General features: G+C 35.9%; 24 protein-coding genes and 1 other annotated feature. Of the genes, 2 read left to right on the top strand and 22 right to left on the bottom strand.

Features of this window, described 5'->3' with window-relative positions; all coding sequences use genetic code 11:
- Nucleotides 1–8: 8 nt before the first annotated feature.
- From M1F91_RS00410 to rplJ, 18 genes are all read right to left on the bottom strand, one after another.
- The gene (locus M1F91_RS00410) at nucleotides 9–2366 is read right to left on the bottom strand and encodes a VirB4-like conjugal transfer ATPase, CD1110 family (protein ID WP_247912179.1); all 2358 of its coding nucleotides are present in this window, start codon (nucleotides 2364–2366) and stop codon (nucleotides 9–11) included.
- Nucleotides 2317–2676 carry a PrgI family protein gene (locus tag M1F91_RS00405; RefSeq protein WP_001097589.1) on the bottom strand — a complete coding sequence of 120 codons (360 nt, stop codon included), beginning with the start codon at nucleotides 2674–2676 and terminating at the stop codon, nucleotides 2317–2319. The genes M1F91_RS00410 and M1F91_RS00405 overlap by 50 nt, the downstream gene beginning before the upstream one ends.
- Before the next feature lie 53 nt (nucleotides 2677–2729).
- The gene (locus M1F91_RS00400; RefSeq protein ID WP_247912178.1) at nucleotides 2730–3584 is read right to left on the bottom strand and encodes a conjugal transfer protein TrbL; all 855 of its coding nucleotides are present in this window, start codon (nucleotides 3582–3584) and stop codon (nucleotides 2730–2732) included.
- Nucleotides 3585–3600: 16 nt separating this feature from the next.
- Nucleotides 3601–3843 (bottom strand): hypothetical protein, encoded by a 243-nt coding sequence (locus M1F91_RS00395; RefSeq protein ID WP_000627865.1) that lies wholly within the window; start codon nucleotides 3841–3843, stop codon nucleotides 3601–3603.
- Between the two features lie 20 nt (nucleotides 3844–3863).
- Nucleotides 3864–5741: a VirD4-like conjugal transfer protein, CD1115 family gene (locus tag M1F91_RS00390; protein WP_247912565.1), complete on the bottom strand. Its 1878-nt coding sequence runs from the start codon at nucleotides 5739–5741 to the stop codon at nucleotides 3864–3866.
- Nucleotides 5741–6229, bottom strand: a complete 489-nt coding sequence (locus tag M1F91_RS00385; protein WP_247912177.1) for a hypothetical protein — start codon at nucleotides 6227–6229, stop codon at nucleotides 5741–5743. The genes M1F91_RS00390 and M1F91_RS00385 overlap by 1 nt, the downstream gene beginning before the upstream one ends.
- Nucleotides 6219–6518 (bottom strand): hypothetical protein, encoded by a 300-nt coding sequence (locus tag M1F91_RS00380; RefSeq protein WP_000869762.1) that lies wholly within the window; start codon nucleotides 6516–6518, stop codon nucleotides 6219–6221. Before M1F91_RS00380 ends, M1F91_RS00385 begins: the two co-directional genes overlap by 11 nt.
- 282 nt (nucleotides 6519–6800) lie before the next feature.
- A complete protein-coding gene (locus tag M1F91_RS00375) occupies nucleotides 6801–7637 on the bottom strand; it encodes a nucleotidyl transferase AbiEii/AbiGii toxin family protein (RefSeq protein ID WP_000492399.1) in 837 nt (278 codons plus the stop codon).
- Nucleotides 7637–8227, bottom strand: a complete 591-nt coding sequence (locus M1F91_RS00370; protein WP_000227919.1) for a type IV toxin-antitoxin system AbiEi family antitoxin domain-containing protein — start codon at nucleotides 8225–8227, stop codon at nucleotides 7637–7639. The genes M1F91_RS00375 and M1F91_RS00370 overlap by 1 nt, the downstream gene beginning before the upstream one ends.
- A gap of 129 nt (nucleotides 8228–8356) precedes the next feature.
- Nucleotides 8357–8944, bottom strand: a complete 588-nt coding sequence (locus M1F91_RS00365) for a CPBP family intramembrane glutamic endopeptidase (protein WP_247912176.1) — start codon at nucleotides 8942–8944, stop codon at nucleotides 8357–8359.
- A 2-nt stretch (nucleotides 8945–8946) separates the two neighbouring features.
- Nucleotides 8947–9180 (bottom strand): hypothetical protein, encoded by a 234-nt coding sequence (locus M1F91_RS00360; RefSeq protein ID WP_000840776.1) that lies wholly within the window; start codon nucleotides 9178–9180, stop codon nucleotides 8947–8949.
- Nucleotides 9181–9192: 12 nt separating this feature from the next.
- Nucleotides 9193–9573, bottom strand: a complete 381-nt coding sequence (locus M1F91_RS00355) for an arsenate reductase family protein (RefSeq protein ID WP_000566524.1) — start codon at nucleotides 9571–9573, stop codon at nucleotides 9193–9195.
- A complete protein-coding gene (locus tag M1F91_RS00350) occupies nucleotides 9566–10015 on the bottom strand; it encodes a hypothetical protein (protein WP_084367377.1) in 450 nt (149 codons plus the stop codon). Before M1F91_RS00350 ends, M1F91_RS00355 begins: the two co-directional genes overlap by 8 nt.
- Nucleotides 9999–11357, bottom strand: a complete 1359-nt coding sequence (gene dcm / locus M1F91_RS00345; protein WP_084367379.1) for a DNA (cytosine-5-)-methyltransferase — start codon at nucleotides 11355–11357, stop codon at nucleotides 9999–10001. Before dcm ends, M1F91_RS00350 begins: the two co-directional genes overlap by 17 nt.
- Nucleotides 11358–11455: 98 nt before the next feature.
- The gene (locus tag M1F91_RS00340) at nucleotides 11456–12235 is read right to left on the bottom strand and encodes a replication initiator protein A (protein ID WP_050305944.1); all 780 of its coding nucleotides are present in this window, start codon (nucleotides 12233–12235) and stop codon (nucleotides 11456–11458) included.
- Nucleotides 12232–12405, bottom strand: coding sequence for a hypothetical protein (locus tag M1F91_RS00335; RefSeq protein ID WP_000159607.1), 174 nt, complete (start codon nucleotides 12403–12405; stop codon nucleotides 12232–12234). Before M1F91_RS00335 ends, M1F91_RS00340 begins: the two co-directional genes overlap by 4 nt.
- A 201-nt stretch (nucleotides 12406–12606) precedes the next feature.
- Nucleotides 12607–12975 (bottom strand): 50S ribosomal protein L7/L12, encoded by a 369-nt coding sequence (rplL, locus tag M1F91_RS00330; RefSeq protein WP_001196964.1) that lies wholly within the window; start codon nucleotides 12973–12975, stop codon nucleotides 12607–12609.
- Nucleotides 12976–13050: 75 nt separating this feature from the next.
- Nucleotides 13051–13551 (bottom strand): 50S ribosomal protein L10, encoded by a 501-nt coding sequence (gene rplJ / locus M1F91_RS00325; RefSeq protein ID WP_004252632.1) that lies wholly within the window; start codon nucleotides 13549–13551, stop codon nucleotides 13051–13053.
- Nucleotides 13552–13589: 38 nt separating this feature from the next.
- Nucleotides 13590–13725 (bottom strand) — a sequence feature (ribosomal protein L10 leader region).
- 641 nt (nucleotides 13726–14366) lie between these two features.
- Here rplJ and M1F91_RS00320 point away from each other — a divergent pair.
- Nucleotides 14367–14894, top strand: coding sequence for an ECF transporter S component (locus M1F91_RS00320; RefSeq protein WP_006148387.1), 528 nt, complete (start codon nucleotides 14367–14369; stop codon nucleotides 14892–14894).
- An 18-nt stretch (nucleotides 14895–14912) separates the two neighbouring features.
- Nucleotides 14913–15428, top strand: a complete 516-nt coding sequence (locus tag M1F91_RS00315; protein WP_006148386.1) for a transcription repressor NadR — start codon at nucleotides 14913–14915, stop codon at nucleotides 15426–15428.
- Here M1F91_RS00315 and M1F91_RS00310 read toward each other — a convergent pair.
- Genes M1F91_RS00310 through M1F91_RS00295 form a run of 4 tightly spaced genes read right to left on the bottom strand, consistent with a single transcriptional unit; the run spans nucleotide 15425 to nucleotide 17394 of the window.
- Entirely contained in the window at nucleotides 15425–15892 is a 468-nt protein-coding gene (locus M1F91_RS00310) for an 8-oxo-dGTP diphosphatase (protein WP_247912175.1), read from the bottom strand. The genes M1F91_RS00315 and M1F91_RS00310 overlap by 4 nt on opposite strands.
- Before the next feature lie 19 nt (nucleotides 15893–15911).
- On the bottom strand, nucleotides 15912–16343 hold the full coding sequence (locus M1F91_RS00305) for a hypothetical protein (protein WP_247912174.1): 432 nt from the start codon (nucleotides 16341–16343) through the stop codon (nucleotides 15912–15914).
- Nucleotides 16344–16345: 2 nt separating this feature from the next.
- The gene (locus tag M1F91_RS00300) at nucleotides 16346–16846 is read right to left on the bottom strand and encodes a hypothetical protein (RefSeq protein ID WP_247912173.1); all 501 of its coding nucleotides are present in this window, start codon (nucleotides 16844–16846) and stop codon (nucleotides 16346–16348) included.
- Entirely contained in the window at nucleotides 16843–17394 is a 552-nt protein-coding gene (locus M1F91_RS00295) for a hypothetical protein (RefSeq protein WP_247912172.1), read from the bottom strand. The genes M1F91_RS00300 and M1F91_RS00295 overlap by 4 nt, the downstream gene beginning before the upstream one ends.
- Nucleotides 17395–17425: the final 31 nt, after the last annotated feature.

The raw sequence follows: 17425 nt of genomic DNA, 5'->3' as shown, positions 1-17425 counted from the left end.
CCTTCCCCTTAGTTAGAAGCCATTTTATCAGGATCCGTACTCATAATATCAAACAATTGAGTACCTTGAGGAATCTTATTTTTAAAGGGTACGACAACTGAACCAGCTTTTATCAGTCCTGCCCCTTTTTCTGGATTGACAAGGTATTTTTCGAGTTCTTTTGACAAGCCTAAGAGTTGAACCAGTTCTTCTCGGTCATTTTTTGCTTGCTTGAGGAGAATCATAAATTCACTATTGGCAATAATCCGTCTACCATTTGGATCTAACAATAAAGTTTCGACATTTTGTGTTATTCCAGTCGGACTGGCTCCATATTTTCTGACACGACTCCACAATTTAAAGAAGAAGTCACTGGCATATTTATCTAATAAGAGAAGCTGCATTTCATCAAAATAAATCCAGGTCTTCTTCCCTAATTTTTGGTTCCGAACAACACGATTCCATATCTGATCAAACACTACCATAAGAGCGATTTGTTTCAGCTCATCTCCTAACTTCTTAACGTTATAAATCAAGAAATTAGATCCTGTCTGAATATTGGTCTTATGAGAAAAAATATCAAGAGAACCTTCGACATACAGTTCCATATCAAGTGCCAAATTCTGCGCTTCTTCTTCTGGTTGTTGACTCAAGACAAAAACCCATTCTTCCAAAGAAGGCTCTTTAAATGACTGATAGGTGAGTCTGGTAACTCGGTCGATAATCGATTTTTCTCTCCCATCCATTTTCCTATCCAATAATTTGCCGATAAAGGATAAAAGAAATTCTGATTTTACCTTTACAGGATCCTCATCCATATTTTCCTCAGACAAGTCAAGGACATTGAGATAAGTTTGGGAATCGGGCGCAATATCAATCATTTCTCCCCCAAAAGCTCGTCCAATGACACTGTATTCTGCTTCTGGATCCACGATGATAATTTCAGTATTTTCACCAGATTCCTTGATTTTGGTCGTGATAATTTCATGCTTGGTTGCCATCCCTTTCCCAGCTCCAGATGTTCCTAAAATCAGACCAGACGGTGTATTTAATAGGCTGCGATCAATGGTAATAATATTGCTTGAGATTTGATTGATACCGTAATATTTCCCACTACGGTCTTGTAAATCTACTGAAGTCCATGGAGAGTTCACTGCTATATTGGACGTTAATAAACTCCGTGATACTCCCTCTACAAAATCACAACCAAATGGTAGCAAACTATTAAAGGCTGCTTCTTGCATATATGGAAGTTTATCAATCATTAGATCATTTGAACCGGCCACTTGTTGGATAGTGTCTAGAGCTTGTTTGAGTTCTTCTTCATCCTGACCAAAAACACCAATCAAGAAGACCGTTTGAAATAGTTTATCTCCTGTCTCGGTCATGGTTTTTAATAGTTCCTCAGCTTCATCGATATTGCTTTCTAATACATGACCTACTTTTTCCAAATAGATACCTGTACGAGCTAGTTTTTGTTGTTCCCCAATCTTTTGAGATTCCATCAAGGTTTTCTTCGTTCGTAGTTTCTTCATGGCATCTGCCTTAGTCGAACTTTGGGCATGGAGGCTCACAATCAATTCCAAATCTCCTTGCATGAGGTCTCGGATAAACTGATCACCTAATTCCATACCGTAGTCTCTCACATAGACAATCTGCAATAAGCGGTCATTGATTTGAAGGTAATTCTTGTTTTTAAAATCCAAGAGATTAGGCGCTATGAAGTGGCGAGTTGTCTGACCAGATCTCGTTAAATCACGGTAAGAAAAAGGAAGATGGTGTTCTCCTCTAAGCATATCTGCCAACAAGTTCACCCGTTCTTCTCCAGCCAAGGATTCAAATCGTGCATCAATTTCTGAGAAACCACTCTTGAAATATTCTCCAATTTGAGACAAGGAACGATAGGCTTGTTTGGGATTAGTATCCTTTCTTCCAAAGCTAATCAGTTTCACAGCTGAAAAATTATTTTCCCCACTGTCTAAATTCTGATTCATAATCCGATTCAATTCTTTACGATAGCTATCATACCCATCCTCCTTTTCCTCATACAGAACACTCTGTCTAAACTTTTCTAAATTCAATCTTTTATTAAAGATAGTCAATTGGAAGTTGGTTTGGTCATCTAAGGAGTTAATCAAATCAGAATACTTCTCAATGATTGCGCCCTTATCTTCCAAACCAACGGTCTGATAATTGACATCACCAAGTAAATAGCTTTGTGAGAAATAATCTTCTTTTACCTGCATCAGACCATTTTGATACAGGGCTTGATAGGAAAGAGTATTAGCCGTAGAAGGTAACACTTCCTCTTTTTTTCCTTTAACTTTTTCCTTTTTATTAGTCATTGAAGTTTTTTGTTTCTTTAATGTATTTGATTTTCTTTTCATGTTCAGGTCCTTTCTTTCCTGTAATTGTGCGTAGGGGAACCGTTAATTCAAAATGAAGACGGTATTTCAAATAATGTTCAAAATATAAATCATTGGGTTTATAGACTCCAAAAAGCATGAGGGGAATGGTAAAGGCAAACACAAAACCGTAAACAAACCAATCTCCAAATTGCCAGAAAAAGAGATTCAAGCCCAAAACAATAATTGTGACAATAAAGGCTGGTAAAACAAAGATGATTTGTCTTGTGGTGAAACCTAACCAAGCCCTGTGTTGGTATTTTGAGATGTCTTTAAAGACACGTGTATTCATGACTTTCCTTTCTAAAAAGGCTAAGAAGCAATCACTTCCTAGCCTTTATCTAATTACATACCTAAGATTGAGCGAGCCGTACGTTGAGAACCAACGAGGGCAATAATCAGTAAGATAGCTTGTATTAAACCACCAAACATAATCGCAAGAGATTGCAGGACTCCTGCACCATTTGAAACAGCTATTTTCCCAGCAGATTCAAACAAAGGAACAAGAGAAACAATCAGAAAAATAAGAACCCCTTGTACCGCATAGACCATAATATTTTTTAAATAGCCAATACCAATAGACTTCCATTCATCACTTAAAAATGTTGGAATCGTAAGAGGGGCAAATGGGATCATAAGGTAGAGTTGAATAAATCGAATAGATACCAAAAGATTAACCATGGCTGCACTTACTATCCGAACAAGCCAAATGAGGAGGGCGAAAAATCCCACAATCATCCGGCCAATAAATCCTGACCCTTTTAATCCAGAGATGGTATCATACTTTGCCCCACCGTGAGCCACAATAGATGCCACTTGTTCAATGGCATGACTCGCAATCCCGATGATGGCTTCTACAATCACGGTAGTGTTGGTAATTACAACTGCGACCATAATATAACTAATCAACATCGGCGCTAATGCTTCAAAGGTCATCGCTCCACCAGAGTTAGCAATTTTCTTTGCCATCTTCGAAAATTCTAAGATGAGAACAACTGATAAAATCGCAACTCCAAGAGGCTGCATGACACTTTTAGTAATACTAGACATATAAGTCCAAACTGTTGGATTGTAGCTAGATAGAGATTTAATCAGATCTACCGTAGATTGTAAATCCACATTAAATCCTTCAAATAAATTTTCAGCTGATATTTTTTCAGATGCAAGGTAAACAAAGGGTGAGACTAAACTAAGATTCATGTCATTGTTTATCCTCCTAAATTGAAATCTGGGTTACAAAGGCTCCAGCAGCCCCTACCATAACACCACCGACAATTTCAAGAATAGCATTCCGAACACCTGGTCCACCATCTTTAATATTGGTTGCAAGGTTGACAATCCCCACAACAACGAGAAAGGCACCAACTGCAATCAATCCCTTCTGTAACAAAGACATAGCTTGTGCAAACATAGCGCTTGCGTCTACTCCATAAACAAAACCTTTAAAATGCGTAATCATCTATTTCCTCTTTTCTATTTTTATTTTAAACTAGATTCAAAAGTTAAATCACGAATTCTAAGGCCTTCAAGATGATTTTCTTGTCTTTGATTTAAAGGATTGATTTGATAGTTCCACCACCGTTCATCGGTTTCTTGATTGGCTAGGTACTTCCAGTTTGGATGCTTAGTGGAATTGTATTTTTTGCTTTTAAAGACAGGCATATTGGCAATTCGGATCAAGCATTCATGCCGTTTCATATTTCCGACTTCATCAGGTGTCATTAAATCACGAGCAATCTTTTGATGAGAAAGGGATCCTGAACCTGTCTGGCCAAAAGAACGACTAGTATTTCGAACATCAATGGTTTGTTTACCGAGTAAGCCACTCATAAATTTAAAGGTATCTTCATCATTACCACCTAAGTAGACTAAGCTATCACAGTTCCCCAAAATGGTTTTCCAAGCTTCTTTTTCTTTATAGAGCCCTTGAAGTTGGGCAATATTTTGTAGAATAGGAACGAGACTCATATTCCGAGAACGGACTGTTGAGGTTTGTTCAGCAAAATCTGGAATTTCTCCGATATTTGCGAACTCATCTAAATAAACTCTCACATGAAGAGGCAATTGACCCTTAAAATCAATATCTGCTTGTCTTGTTAGGGTTTGAAATACGGTTGAAAAAAAGAGGGCTGAAAGAAAGCGAAAGGTACTATCGTTATCTGGGATAACTAAGTAAACCATTGATTTTTCCTTGCCCCATGTCTTCATATCAAGGGTATCTCTTTTGGTCAAATCCATGACACTTTGAATATTGAAGAGGGCAAATTTAGCAGTGGTTACAGCTATAACAGAATCCAGAGTCTTATCCTTATAATTTTGGAAATCTGCCCAATTTCGCATGGTAAAATTTTCATTGCCATACTTTTTAGCATAATTTTCAAATAGAATTTCTAAGACACTTTTTTCTTGGTTTTCACCCTTGGATAAGTGTTTAATGAGTTTTGAGATTTCAGCAAAACTTGGATAACGCCCTCGTTTTTTTCGCTCTTCCACTTCTTTTTTTTGACGTTTCAACAAGTTTTGATATTCCTTTTGACTTAAACGACTTTCTTCTATGAGCTGTTCTCTTGTTTTAGGTGGGTTATAGAAATCGACCAAGTAAGAGGCTAAAGCTCGTACCAAAGTCATAGAAGCTTCATCCCAAAATGGGTCACTACGGGAGCCAGAGCCTTTAGTGTTATTGAAATAAACCGTCAGCATGCGATTCAAATCATTTTCTGTCTCTATATAGCGAAAAGGATTGAAGCCATCTGAGTTCTTCATATTGACTAAATCTAGCACCTTTACTTGGTAGCCATGTTCTAAAAAGAGTTTGCCTGTTTTTTCGGCCAAGTGATCTTTAGGATCCACTACAATATTAGAACTATTCATTTGAATCAGATTGGGTTTCACAAAGCGAAATGTCTTCCCACTTCCTGAACCACCGATCACCGCAATATTCTTATTTCTATCATATTGAGGTGGTTTTTTATCTAATAATGTCAAACGAACATCTTGTGCTAAAATCGTATCATGAGAAAATTCCTTACCGTAAAAGAGCTTCTTTTCTTTTAGAGTTCCAAAACGGGCGCTCCCGTATTCTACCCCTTCTCGGTATTGTTTTTTACCAGTCTCTAGATAGAGATAAACTAGTAACATCATCACAAAGCCTAGTAGAAAAAAAGCACTTGATTTTCCAGTAAAGGAAACATTCCATGGCGACTGAAGAACTTCATCTTGACCTTCCATCAGAAGATGAGTCCATTTATCTAAGGTATTTCCAGCATAGGAATCATACAAAAGCGTCAAACGATGAAAAAGATAGCCTAGTAAGATACCTAACAGTGAGAATAGTAGGAATTTCTTTCCACTGTACATCATCTCACCATCTCTTTCTGTTTGACGGCCCCTTCTTGTCTAAAGGTAATTTGAGATTTAGCCTCATCAATTGCATCGTCTAATGACTTATCCATGGTAAAATCAGCTAATTTCTCCGGATCATTGACCATTTTTTCTAACAGATGGTCTAAATGATTGTCTAAAATCGAACGGTCTTTCGTGTAGAAATGCAGAGAATCCCCTTGCCAAGCGATGGCTAAAGGAATCTCTTCTTTTTCTAAAAAAGCTTTAAATTTCTCTATATCAATTGGTTTGTCTAAAAAATCTTTTTTCAGATTAATCGTATCAATCGCATAGGGAGATTGTAGCAATTCTTCTAATTTCTGCACCCCTATCTTATAGGCGAAATCCTGTTCTAAAGCCTGTCGTCTAGACCATTCTAGAATCTTTAAGAGACTTTTTACAGTAAATAAAAGACTACGCTCTGCATATTGAACCGCCATTCGTTCCTGTTGTTCAGAGGACATCTGATGCCTCCTCCTTAACAAATAGCAGCTTTCCTTCTTTATAACGATAAGCTATCAATTTCTGACGTTGCTTAATCGACTTGACAACCTGCAGTAGATCTCTAGAATAAGGTTCTCGAAGAGTAACTTCTACTGCTTTCCCATCAACGATACCAACACGTTTAAATTCAATGTAGTCTTTTTTGAGATGTCCTAAGCCCATACCAAAAGGAAAGTGATGAATCAATTGGATGGTACAACCACCTTTATTTCCCATTTGTTTCAAATCATACAAGTTTACTACCTTCATGATTAACTCCTTTATCTAGTTTGTCGCATCGTTTAAGTCTGGTAACGATAAACTCCGTGTCTGTTAGAAAATTCTCACACACGTCTTGTGCCAGTTGCCCTTCACAGGGAAATACTCTCAGTCCCTACTTACACAGGCACGCTAATCAAGACGGAGTGGATTCAATTTTCAAAGAACAGGTAGCTTTATTATAGATAAGAGTAGTTGAAATTTTTATCACATTTTTGGGGTTGTTGGAATAAAAAAAGCAACTCACTGCTTTACGAATGAGTTGCTTTTGTACTAAAATATTTGTTGCATAATTTCCCTAATGACCTGAACAGAGTTATCAAATGAGATATCTTTAGCATACTTAAATTGGCGTTGATAACGAATCCATAGCTCTTTCTGATAATCAGAAATTTCAATTCCTCTCACTTGTTCTTCCCAATTATAAATAGTATCTTTACTTTTACGTTTTTCTGCCGTATTCTCAAGTGCATTTTTTAATACTTCTAGATTAATCTCTTCTTTTCTAAGTTTATACAAGGTGAAAAGATCATATCGATCACGTGGGCGTGTCGAAGCTAATCCCCTACTGATGATCGTTTCTAACTTTTCAGCAAGTACAGTCTCTAGATTATATGTCCATATCTTGATGCTTTCATTAGTAAAGATAGAAGTCATTGAATATGTAATTTCTCTTGGTGTGATCTTATCACCAGTAGTAATATCAATAAAAACAACTTCCTTTAATGTATCAAAAGTTGCATTTAATTTTAATGAAAATCCTCCATATTCATCATCTTGGCGAATAGGTTCTAGCTTATCTACTGAAAATGAAAATCCATCAGTTTTAGAACAAAGAATCTCTTCAAAGATATGAATCAAATTTTCTCTGCTCATTTCGGTTCCCTTCAGAGTGACATCTAAATCCATTGTGGTTCGCTTATCTAGTCCAATCATTTGACCTATTAGATACCCTCCTTTTACAATGAAGGAATCTCTATAAGAACTAGTAGAAATCAGCTTTAATACTTGCTCAATTAAATAATGTTGTTGTACTTGTTGAGCTGGAATTCCCTTATCTTTTGAAATGTTTTTGATTTTTGCTTTAAAGCTATTCGCATTTGAAAACATTAAGATAGTACCTCCGTATAAGATTGTAACTTATCAGTTACTTTAAATAGCTGGGCATAATAAAATAATTTGTGTAAATGAATTTTATTTTGTTGAAAATATTTTTTAAACGCTGGTGCAATAATTTGAAGATCCACCTGATGAACTGGTCTTAGACATTCAACCAAAACTCGTTCAACTTCATAAACTTTAATAAATTGACCAGGAAGGCGCTCTATTTCAATAATTCCTTCACTATAGTGAGAGCGTAAAATAATAGGACATATATCTGCTTCCTTAATGTTTTTGGTATTCGTACCATAAGGAAAACTCATCGTCATATTAAAAGGGATAGTCAAAGATAAACCATGTAACCAAAGTGCTGTCTCCAAAGAAAAGATTCCCTTTGGAAATCGATACTGAAGGACAAACCACTCATCTAAATAAATATCAGGTAAGCGATATAACCCTTTTTCTTCAGCATCGATTTTTCCTTCTGCAACCATTTTTAATAAGGTTTTGTAGTGTAAATTTTCATCTATTACTTGTTTAAAAGTTAAAAAACCATACTGATTGAAAGAGTTCATCAGTTTCTCTCTTTTATCAACCATATCATTCTCCTTTCTTAGAAATAAAATGCTAACACCTACTATATATGTTAGCATTTTATTTCTTTAAAATCAATTCATTTATTTTTCTTATTTCAAAATTAATCCATGCTTAAGACAGACCAGCTATTATTAAAGAAAAAATAAGACATAGACTGATAGGTTCCACACCAAATGTAGCCCCATACTGCCCCATAAGTCCGATTTGTATCGCACAAGCCCTAAAAACATCCCAAGTGAAACATACAAACACCAAGCTAAAATGGTTCCTGGATGATGAGCTAAGGCAAATAAAATACTTGTCAAAGCAACTCGAATATCTAATTTTCTAACCAAGTTCCATAAAATTTCTCGATACAGAAATTCTTCTACCATACTCGCATTGATTAATAACAATAAAAATGAAAACCAAGGGACTTGATGTTGAAGGCCAATTAAGTTTGCTTGATTCGTAGTTCCTTGAGCATGGATTAGGCTAAAACATAGATTTATAATCAGTAGGATAACGAATCCAATACCAAGCCATTTCATCCTAGTTTTGATATTGACCTTGACAACTTGTTTTCGTTGACCATACATCCATAAAAAAGAAATGAGCGACGCACAATAGAGAATCTGTAGTATGGTTAACTCACTAATACAAAGCAATTTCAGTAAGTATAGGGATACCAATAAGACATTTACTTGTTGGAATATATAAACTGGAATTATTCTTTTCATAGTTACCTCCGAAATAAATCTTCATAATCTAAATCTAATACCTGCACAATCCTTTCTACCCATGGACTTTGAGGCATTCGTTGTTCCATCTTGTAGTGGCGTATCTTTTGATACAAACGATTCAATTCACTTGGATAGTGAAACTCTCCCGCAAACATTTTTCTGGTTAACTCAATCCAGCTGATATTCCTTTCAGCCAAAATAATGGACAAGTTCTCCCAAAATCGTTCTGCCATATTGATTCTCCTTTAGTTAGATAAATAATGTGTTTGTGCCATGTAAATCAATTGTTTCGTATCTCTTGGCAATAAAGCTCTAGCCTCCTCCAGATTCAAATTTGGATAAACTCGCTTATTTGAAACCGCAAGAGGAAGTCTGATGGTTAGTTCAGGATTTTTTAATATCATTTCGATGAAATCTGTTAATTTTAGGTTATCTCGATTCTTAAAACGTAATAAATTGGGAGATAAAAACTCGAAACAATCTGAAGAATAGCTCATCATCTCAATTAATTTATCCTTTGTCATTTCAGAAATAGAATGAGGAGTGACCTCTATGCCATACTTTTGAAAGAAATCCAAAAGAAGTTGATTTCTATGACAATTTTTACTTAGATAGAGATCAATCATGGGAGACCTCCCAAAGATTCGGTTCCATTTGATATTCTGAGACGATTAAGGAATCTAATAAATTTGAGAAGTTAATCGGTTTCTTCTCTTCATCATAAGCTTTTACAGTTACTTGGGTTGTAAGTATTCCCTCTTTTCCCTCGGCTCGATAGCCTTGTCCATATAAAACAAAAACAAGATTTTGATGATCATCTACAAAGGCATCAACCCCATTCTTTATGTCTTGACTTTCAAGGAATTCCATCACGTTTTGAAGATAGGACTCGTAAAATAGTGGGTAGTTGTGTTTTTTATGGTAATCATCTAAAAATGTTACTTCAAACTCACATGGATAATTGGGTATCAAAAATAATTGTTCATCCAGCTGTTTGATTTCTGCATCATGTAATTCTGTTTCTAATTCATCACAATCTAGTATTGATTCTTTATTTAATGCTTTCATCTTTTTCCTCTATTTCTTTTAATTTCTTTGCGATTGCGGCAATCACAGGAACGGTTACACTATTACCAGCTTGTTTATAGAGCTGACTATTACTAGAGACTTTTCTAGCAGCTTCAAAAGCCCAATCAGGAAAGCCCTGCAAGCGAAAACACTCTTTAGGAGTGATTCGTCGTATCCTCAGACGGTAAAATTGTCCATCTATTAATACACCGGCTACATGATAAACTTGTTTATCTTCTCCTTCATAACTAGCAACTACTACTCCCATTTGTCCACTAGTTGTTAACGTATTAGCTATACCCTTTCCAACTCTACCACGACGATACTGAGAATTTGGTCTTTCCAAATTGATTGAATCTCCTATTTCTGCTTGAGCGTATCCTTTTTTCGTTGCTTCCCGTACTTTTAGAAATTTGATTGGTTCTGGAATTAGTATTTTGGGAATTTTATCTCCACCTTGCATTGTAGTCAGTGTTGGAGATAAGCCCTCACTTCCATAAACTCGACCAGTTTCCTTAAAGCTAGTTGGTAAATCTCCAACAACGACAATACCATGGCGATCCTGAGTATTTAAAGTAAACATTGGCTCTTGATTATCCTTAAAGCGTCTACCATTTTGTCTCTTGTCTAATCTATCTGGTGTAATGCAAGGAATCGCAATCTTAAATCCTTCTCCTTTTCCACGAACTAAGGTTGGCGCAAGACCTTCTGAATAATAGACTTTACCGCTCATTCCACTTTTTGATGGATTCAAATTCCCTAATGTTTTTAAAATCTCAGAGTTAGTTGCTTGACCTTCTCGTCTGAAAGGAAATAAGAGTCGGGTACCTTTCTTTCTAGAATGTCCGATAATAAACACCCTCTCTCTGTTTTGGGGAACGCCAAAATTCTTACTGTTAAGCACCTGCCACTCAACATCAAACCCCAACTCATCAAGTGTGGTAAGGATTGTGGTGAACGTCCGTCCCTTATCGTGATTGAGTAGGCCTTTAACATTTTCAAGAAAAAGAAAACGTGGTTGGATTTGTTTGGCCGCCCGAGCAATTTCAAAGAACAAAGTTCCTCTAGTATCTTCAAATCCCAATCGTCTTCCTGCGATTGAAAATGCTTGACAAGGGAATCCCCCACAGATGATATCGACTTTCCCTCTAAGTTTTTTAAATTCGTCATCTGAAACATCTCGTATGTCATGAAATTCAATTTCTCCTTCCGTTTGAAAAATGGACTTATAAGATTCTCTAGCAAATTTATCAATCTCACAAAATCCAATACACTCGTGTCCAACACTTTCCATTCCAAGCCGAAATCCACCTATACCTGAAAATAAATCAATAAATCTCATTTCTTGATCACCCCTTTCTGATCCACAATCAATGTCCAAAGAGTTATACCACTTGAAATTAAAATGAGCATAACTAAAATCCACTCGATTTGCGACATTTAACCACCTCCTTTTCTAACACGGTTATTCCAAACAGAATACAAGCCGTTAAACACAAATTCAGCAAGTGCTTCCGCTCGTCTAACAAAGCGAACATTGTCAAGAGCATACTGATAGATTCTCTCAAAATCAGTCATAGCAATTTCACTGGCTGTTTCAGAAAAACCTTCTCGTCTAAATTGATCTTGTACCAATCCCCAAATATAATCTCGATCATATTTTGTGACCTTTTCTACTTTTCTTTTCAAGATAGGATGAGTATTCCTATCCTCCTCATCCTCAGTAAATAAAGAATCAGTCTCACTATATTTAGTCTCACTAACTTCAGTCTCACTAGGGGCTGAATATGAGACGGGGGCCGTTTCATTTTCAACCTGCCCTAGTCTTTTATTAACACTAGGCCTGTTTGAATTATCTACTGGGGTAGAAGATAATTCTCCTAAATAAATCTTATTAGCTAGTCTTCCTTTCTCACTTGAAGACTGTTGAACTTCATCAATTAAGTCATATTCTTTAAGAGTTTTTTTGATGGACAGTAATTTTGACTTCGAACAACCTAACAGCCTCATCAGTTTAGAATTAGAAAATACTAAATAAACCGCGCCTTCTTCATCTATCCAACCACGATTGAGAGATAATTCTAAACGATCTTTTAAAATAGAATAAGCCACCTTTACTTCTAGTTTCATATCCATATATTTCTCATCCTCAAAAAGAATTTTAGGTAATTTATAATACCGTTCTGAAGTTTGGTATTGATTTGCGGTAATTCGTTTCATAGCGCTCCTCCAAGTTCTTTGAGTATTAAATCTCCACTTGATTCCAATCGAACCAAGCCACTTTTTTCTAATTCAGCCATAAGAGATATGGCTTCAACAATGTCAATTCCCATTTCACGTACTAAAAATGAAATGACAATATAGCGTGATGATTGTAATTCTTTTGTCATTTTCCCTCCAGAAAATAAAAAAAGGAGAACAATATTCAACTGTTCTCCAAAATAATTTTATTAAAAAGAAAAACCCTGCCAAATTAATTTTTGGTAGGGTTTTTGGCAGGAAACTAAATTAATTTATCAGTTTCTAAAATGTGTTCACGATTCTAAAAGGCTGATACTATAGTATTCCGAATTCTAATTGGTATATGCCTCTTATTTAAGAGTAACTGAAGCTCCAGCTTCTTCCAATTTAGCTTTGATTTCTTCAGCTTCTGCAGTTGGAACGCCTTCTTTGATAACACCTGGTGCACCATCAACAAGTTCTTTAGCTTCTTTAAGTCCAAGACCAGTGATTTCACGTACAACTTTGATAACGCCAACTTTTTTGTCACCAGCAGCTGTCAATTCAACGTCAAATGAGTCTTTAGCAGCACCAGCGTCAGCAGCACCAGCTGCAGCAACAGCTACAGGAGCAGCTGCAGTTACACCAAATTCTTCTTCGATAGCTTTTACAAGGTCGTTCAATTCAAGGATTGAAGCTTCTTTAATTTCAGCAATAATGTTTTCAATGTTCAATGCCATTGTTATTTCCTCCAAATAAGTTTAAATTTAATTTTGTTATTTTTTTGTAGCTAGGCTACGCTGCGTAGCTTATAATTAAGCTGCGTCTTCTTTGTTGTCTGCAACCGCTTTGACTGCAAGAGCAACGTTGCGCACTGGCGCTTGAAGTACAGAAAGGAGCATAGAAAGAAGTCCTTCGCGACTTGGAAGAGTTGCAAGAGCAACGATTTCTTCTTTTGATGCGACAGCGCCTTCGATTGCACCACCTTTGATTTCAAGTGCGTCAGCGTTTTTAGCAAAGTCGTTCAAGATTTTCGCTGGTGCGATAACATCTTCGTTAGAAAATGCTACTGCAGATGGTCCAACAAAAACAGATGCAAGATCTTCAAGACCAGCTTTTTCAGCTGCACGACGTAAGATTGAGTTTTTGATAACTTTATACTCAACTTCGCTTCCACGAAGCTCACGACGAAGAACTGTATCTTGTTCAACTGTCAAACCACGAGCGTCTACAACGACGATTGATGCAGCAGCTTTCATTTTCTCAGCTACTACGTCAACTAGTTCCGCTTTCTTAGCAATAATTGCTTCACTCATTAGTGTGTTCACCTCCGTAATTATTTTGCTTGGGGAATTTTTCCAAAAGAAAAACGCGCCCAAACCTAGACACGAAAGTACAATACGCTTCTTTTTACATGATACGTTTTGTCCTCGGTAGGATATTTATGAGTCTTGCTCCCCTACTGTCTTAGGCAGTTTTTTCAAACCGTTTATAAGTATATCACAAGAATTCTATCAAAGCAAGTATTTTTTAAAAAAAATTGAGTTTTTTCTCAATTCTACTGCCACTTAGAGAAGAATATTTAAATATTTTCTCAGTAAATGGAAAAGATTGGTACCAAGGTATTATAGATTAAGAGCGCATGAAAGACTAACATTAACACATGTAATATAAATGGAGTATTTTCCGTTATTTGGATATCCTGATTAGATTTTTGACTGTCTAAGAAAAAAGTTAATGACAAGAAAAGTAGGATTATGCCATAAATAATGCTAATGTGATAAAGAATGAGCCCTATGATACTGAAATAGAGGAAACCGAATATGGGTGTCGAGAAAACAATCAGAGCTAAGGAACCAAATGCGATTCTTATTATCGAAATCATTAAGAAACTATAGGCTGAAAATGTGGTAAATTTTGATACTTGGAATCCTGTTTTTTTCTGCTTGGATAAATAATGAATGATAAAAATCGGATAAAGAATATCTATCATCTTGACTCTCTCCTCTTTCTAAGATACTTTACTCTAATTTATTTTACCTATTTTTCCTTCAAAATTCAATTTCTCTCTTGACGGATAATATTATTTAGTGTACTATACAACTGTATATACACTTAAAAAGGAGTTATTATGAATACACAAAAGAAAACCCAATTCATGACTTTAACCGCATTGCTAACCGCTATCGCTATTTTGATTCCCTTGGCAATGCCCTTCAAGATTGTTATTCCGCCCGCTTCTTACACTCTAGGAAGCCACGTTGCAATCTTTATTGCTATGTTCCTTTCTCCTTGGATGGCAATCTTTGTCATTATAGCTTCTAGCCTAGGATTCCTCATGGCTGGTTATCCAATTGTCATTGTACTTCGAGCTTTCTCCCATATCTTTTTCGGCACTTTGGGAGCCTTCTATTTGCAAAAACATCCTCAAATCTTAGATAATCCAAAATCTTCTTTGATTTTTAACTTTGTACTTGGTTTAGTACACGCTATTGCCGAAGTCTTTGCTTGTATTATCTTCTATGCTAGTACAGGAACAGACCTAAAAAATATGTTCTATGTTCTCTTTGTATTGGTTGGTTTTGGAACTATTGTTCATAGTATGGTAGACTATTACTTAGCATTAGCTGTTTATAAAGCATTGAAAAAACGTCGTTAAGCGTTAAGAAAGAAGAATATGACAAAAAATCGAAAAGAAGCACTTCTACAACTCTTAAAAGAAGCTCAAAAACCTCAAAACGGAAAAAGCTTAGCAGAACATTTTCATGTCACTCGCCAGATTATCGTTCAGGACATTGCAGTTCTTCGTGCAGACGGTGCTCCTATCTTATCAACCAATCGTGGCTATATTTATAAAGAAAGCAAAACCAATCCGTATGTTCACAAGCTGTTTAAAGTAAAGCACGAGATGGAAGAAATAGGTCAAGAACTTCTAGCTATCGTCGATAATGGGGGACGTGTTCAGAATACCTTAATTGATCATCCTGTCTACGGGGAAATTGAAACCTTGCTCAAACTCTCTTGTCGCCGTGACGTTCAGCATTTTTTAGAGCAAGTCGAACGGTCTGACTTTAGACCACTTTCTGAATTAACAGATGGCGTCCATTATCACCTAGTCGAAGCTGAAAACGAACAAGACCTCCTCTATATTGAGAAGGCCTTGGACCAGCTTGGTTATTTAGTAAAAGATTAAAAGATCTTCTTTTCCCACCCGTCCTCTGTACGGTGACGGTAGAAAAATTCAGACTTGTCTGGAGCTTCCATCATCTCCATCAAAGGTAACATATCATAAGCCAGATCCAAATTTGGAATCTGGTCTTTTTGTACCCAGGACACTTCTCCTTCTTCAGATGATTGTAGAGTACCAGTAAACTCAGTCGCCTTGTAACAAAAGACAATATAACGCTCACCTGTATCCAGTGGCCAATTTTTAATGCCGACAAGTTGAGGTTTTTGAATCGTCAGACCTGTTTCCTCGTATATTTCACGAATAACTGACTCGGCAAAAGCCTCTCCGTCTTCGACATGTCCTCCTGGAAAGGCATAGCCAGACCAGCGATTGCTTTCGGGTGAACGATACTGCATGACCACGCGCTGCTTTTCAAGATCTTCAATCATACAAATATTGGTAAGAATGGTTAATTGTGCTCGAGACATAGGATTCACTTTCTAATGTTTAATTTTCTATATACTTAGCTTTAGACTTCATAATCAAAGGGTTAACTAAGTCATGATATTCATGAATTTCATGGAGTAAGGAACCTCTGATGATTCTAATTTCCTTATCTTTACTATTCACCTGATAATCTATATTGATAGGCATAGATGAATCTGGAACCATGGAAAAAAAGAAAAATATCACAAACCAGATTAAAAGTGCAAAAAAACCACTGAGAGCCTGAAAAATAAGATGATGCCATTGAAAAATTCTAGTTTTATAGAAGATTGTCCAGGGATGAATAAACAAGGTTAAGCCAAGGGCAAAAAACCAGATATTCCACACGATAGGTGTAAAAGCTAAACCGAACAAACCTAAGATAAAATGAATCAGTACAAATACCAGGAACAAAAGGTAAATAATTCTAAAAACAGTTAGATGTTTCGTCATGATTAACTCCTTTTCTTTTCAATATATTTCATTACTAGAGTTATAATAAATGCCAAACTGAAAAAGATCAGATAGGTTGCAATAGGAAACCAAATATAGCGGTGATCTAGGGATAAGAGAGATGGCAAAATCCCTTTACTATTTTTTCCACCAACCCCGATAAAGAGATGGGCCACTAAACCGATACTATTAAGATAAATAAATAAATCTGCATATCTTTTTATTGTCATCCTTGACCCAGATAAGTCTAGGAACCAATAGTCAAATAATTGATATACCAGACAAAAAATATTTATATATATTGGAAAACTATAGTTGATATCTCTATAGGGCGACGGAATAGGAAGACTATTAAAAATAAGATTGATACCTATTCCTATTCCTAAGATGAGACCAAGGATCAGGAAAAAGCCTATAATTTTATGAGAATCTAGCCAGGACTGAAAACTTTCTTTCCTTGATAGATTCTTTTTTGTATTTGAATTTCTTTTATTCTTTTTCATTTGTGTGGATTTTCCCCATTTTCTTCTTCTCTCTTTTTGTTATCAAGATGCTTGCAAATTAAAATGATTAAAGCAGGCACTAGGAAAAAGATTAAATAGGTAACTATTGGAAACCAGATATAACGGGGATCTAACGAAAGCAAGGGAGGAATAGGCTTTCTATTTCGACCCATTATTCCAAAAAATAAGTGAAACAACAAACCTACTCCATTTAGGTACAAGAATGGATTTGCAAAATCTTGGACTCTAGTCATTCCATCGAAATTATCTCTAAAAATACCCTGATAAAGTATATTTACTAAAAATACAAGATTCATATAAAGTGGAAAGACATAATTGAGGTTTTGATATGGTTTTGGAAGAATAGTTGTCCCAAGTAACAAATAGATTATCCCACAAGCTGATAAGAAAAATATACTACTATCTAATAGAAAAGCTATTTTTGAATGCTGTAGCAACCACAATTTAACTTTATCCAGCCAGCTTATTTTTTGATTTTGCTTATGGTATTTTTTTGATGTTTTCTGTGTACTGTCATTCTTACTCATCGTTTCTTAATCTTTCGTGTTAATAACAGTT

It is taken from the genome of Streptococcus sp. oral taxon 431 (genome assembly GCF_023110115.1).
GTDB lineage: Bacteria > Bacillota > Bacilli > Lactobacillales > Streptococcaceae > Streptococcus.
Note: the sequence above shows the minus strand (reverse complement) of the source record. Positions and strands in the feature narration are given on the sequence as shown.

Coding starts and splice junctions, on each gene's coding strand:
- M1F91_RS00320 (WP_006148387.1), top strand. CDS start 14,367: ATGAATACACAAAAGAAAACCCAATTCATGACTTTAACCGCATTGCTA.
- M1F91_RS00375 (WP_000492399.1), bottom strand. CDS start 7,637: ATGTTTTCAAATGCGAATAGCTTTAAAGCAAAAATCAAAAACATTTCA.
- M1F91_RS00300 (WP_247912173.1), bottom strand. CDS start 16,846: ATGAAAAAGAATAAAAGAAATTCAAATACAAAAAAGAATCTATCAAGG.
- M1F91_RS00350 (WP_084367377.1), bottom strand. CDS start 10,015: ATGAAAGCATTAAATAAAGAATCAATACTAGATTGTGATGAATTAGAA.
- M1F91_RS00395 (WP_000627865.1), bottom strand. CDS start 3,843: ATGATTACGCATTTTAAAGGTTTTGTTTATGGAGTAGACGCAAGCGCT.
- M1F91_RS00340 (WP_050305944.1), bottom strand. CDS start 12,235: ATGAAACGAATTACCGCAAATCAATACCAAACTTCAGAACGGTATTAT.
- M1F91_RS00385 (WP_247912177.1), bottom strand. CDS start 6,229: ATGTCCTCTGAACAACAGGAACGAATGGCGGTTCAATATGCAGAGCGT.
- M1F91_RS00355 (WP_000566524.1), bottom strand. CDS start 9,573: ATGATTGATCTCTATCTAAGTAAAAATTGTCATAGAAATCAACTTCTT.
- M1F91_RS00410 (WP_247912179.1), bottom strand. CDS start 2,366: ATGAAAAGAAAATCAAATACATTAAAGAAACAAAAAACTTCAATGACT.
- M1F91_RS00335 (WP_000159607.1), bottom strand. CDS start 12,405: ATGACAAAAGAATTACAATCATCACGCTATATTGTCATTTCATTTTTA.
- M1F91_RS00380 (WP_000869762.1), bottom strand. CDS start 6,518: ATGAAGGTAGTAAACTTGTATGATTTGAAACAAATGGGAAATAAAGGT.
- M1F91_RS00365 (WP_247912176.1), bottom strand. CDS start 8,944: ATGAAAAGAATAATTCCAGTTTATATATTCCAACAAGTAAATGTCTTA.
- M1F91_RS00370 (WP_000227919.1), bottom strand. CDS start 8,227: ATGGTTGATAAAAGAGAGAAACTGATGAACTCTTTCAATCAGTATGGT.
- M1F91_RS00400 (WP_247912178.1), bottom strand. CDS start 3,584: ATGAATCTTAGTTTAGTCTCACCCTTTGTTTACCTTGCATCTGAAAAA.
- M1F91_RS00405 (WP_001097589.1), bottom strand. CDS start 2,676: ATGAATACACGTGTCTTTAAAGACATCTCAAAATACCAACACAGGGCT.
- M1F91_RS00295 (WP_247912172.1), bottom strand. CDS start 17,394: ATGAGTAAGAATGACAGTACACAGAAAACATCAAAAAAATACCATAAG.
- rplL (WP_001196964.1), bottom strand. CDS start 12,975: ATGGCATTGAACATTGAAAACATTATTGCTGAAATTAAAGAAGCTTCA.
- M1F91_RS00390 (WP_247912565.1), bottom strand. CDS start 5,741: ATGTACAGTGGAAAGAAATTCCTACTATTCTCACTGTTAGGTATCTTA.
- M1F91_RS00310 (WP_247912175.1), bottom strand. CDS start 15,892: ATGTCTCGAGCACAATTAACCATTCTTACCAATATTTGTATGATTGAA.
- M1F91_RS00315 (WP_006148386.1), top strand. CDS start 14,913: ATGACAAAAAATCGAAAAGAAGCACTTCTACAACTCTTAAAAGAAGCT.
- dcm (WP_084367379.1), bottom strand. CDS start 11,357: ATGAGATTTATTGATTTATTTTCAGGTATAGGTGGATTTCGGCTTGGA.
- M1F91_RS00360 (WP_000840776.1), bottom strand. CDS start 9,180: ATGGCAGAACGATTTTGGGAGAACTTGTCCATTATTTTGGCTGAAAGG.
- M1F91_RS00305 (WP_247912174.1), bottom strand. CDS start 16,343: ATGACGAAACATCTAACTGTTTTTAGAATTATTTACCTTTTGTTCCTG.
- rplJ (WP_004252632.1), bottom strand. CDS start 13,551: ATGAGTGAAGCAATTATTGCTAAGAAAGCGGAACTAGTTGACGTAGTA.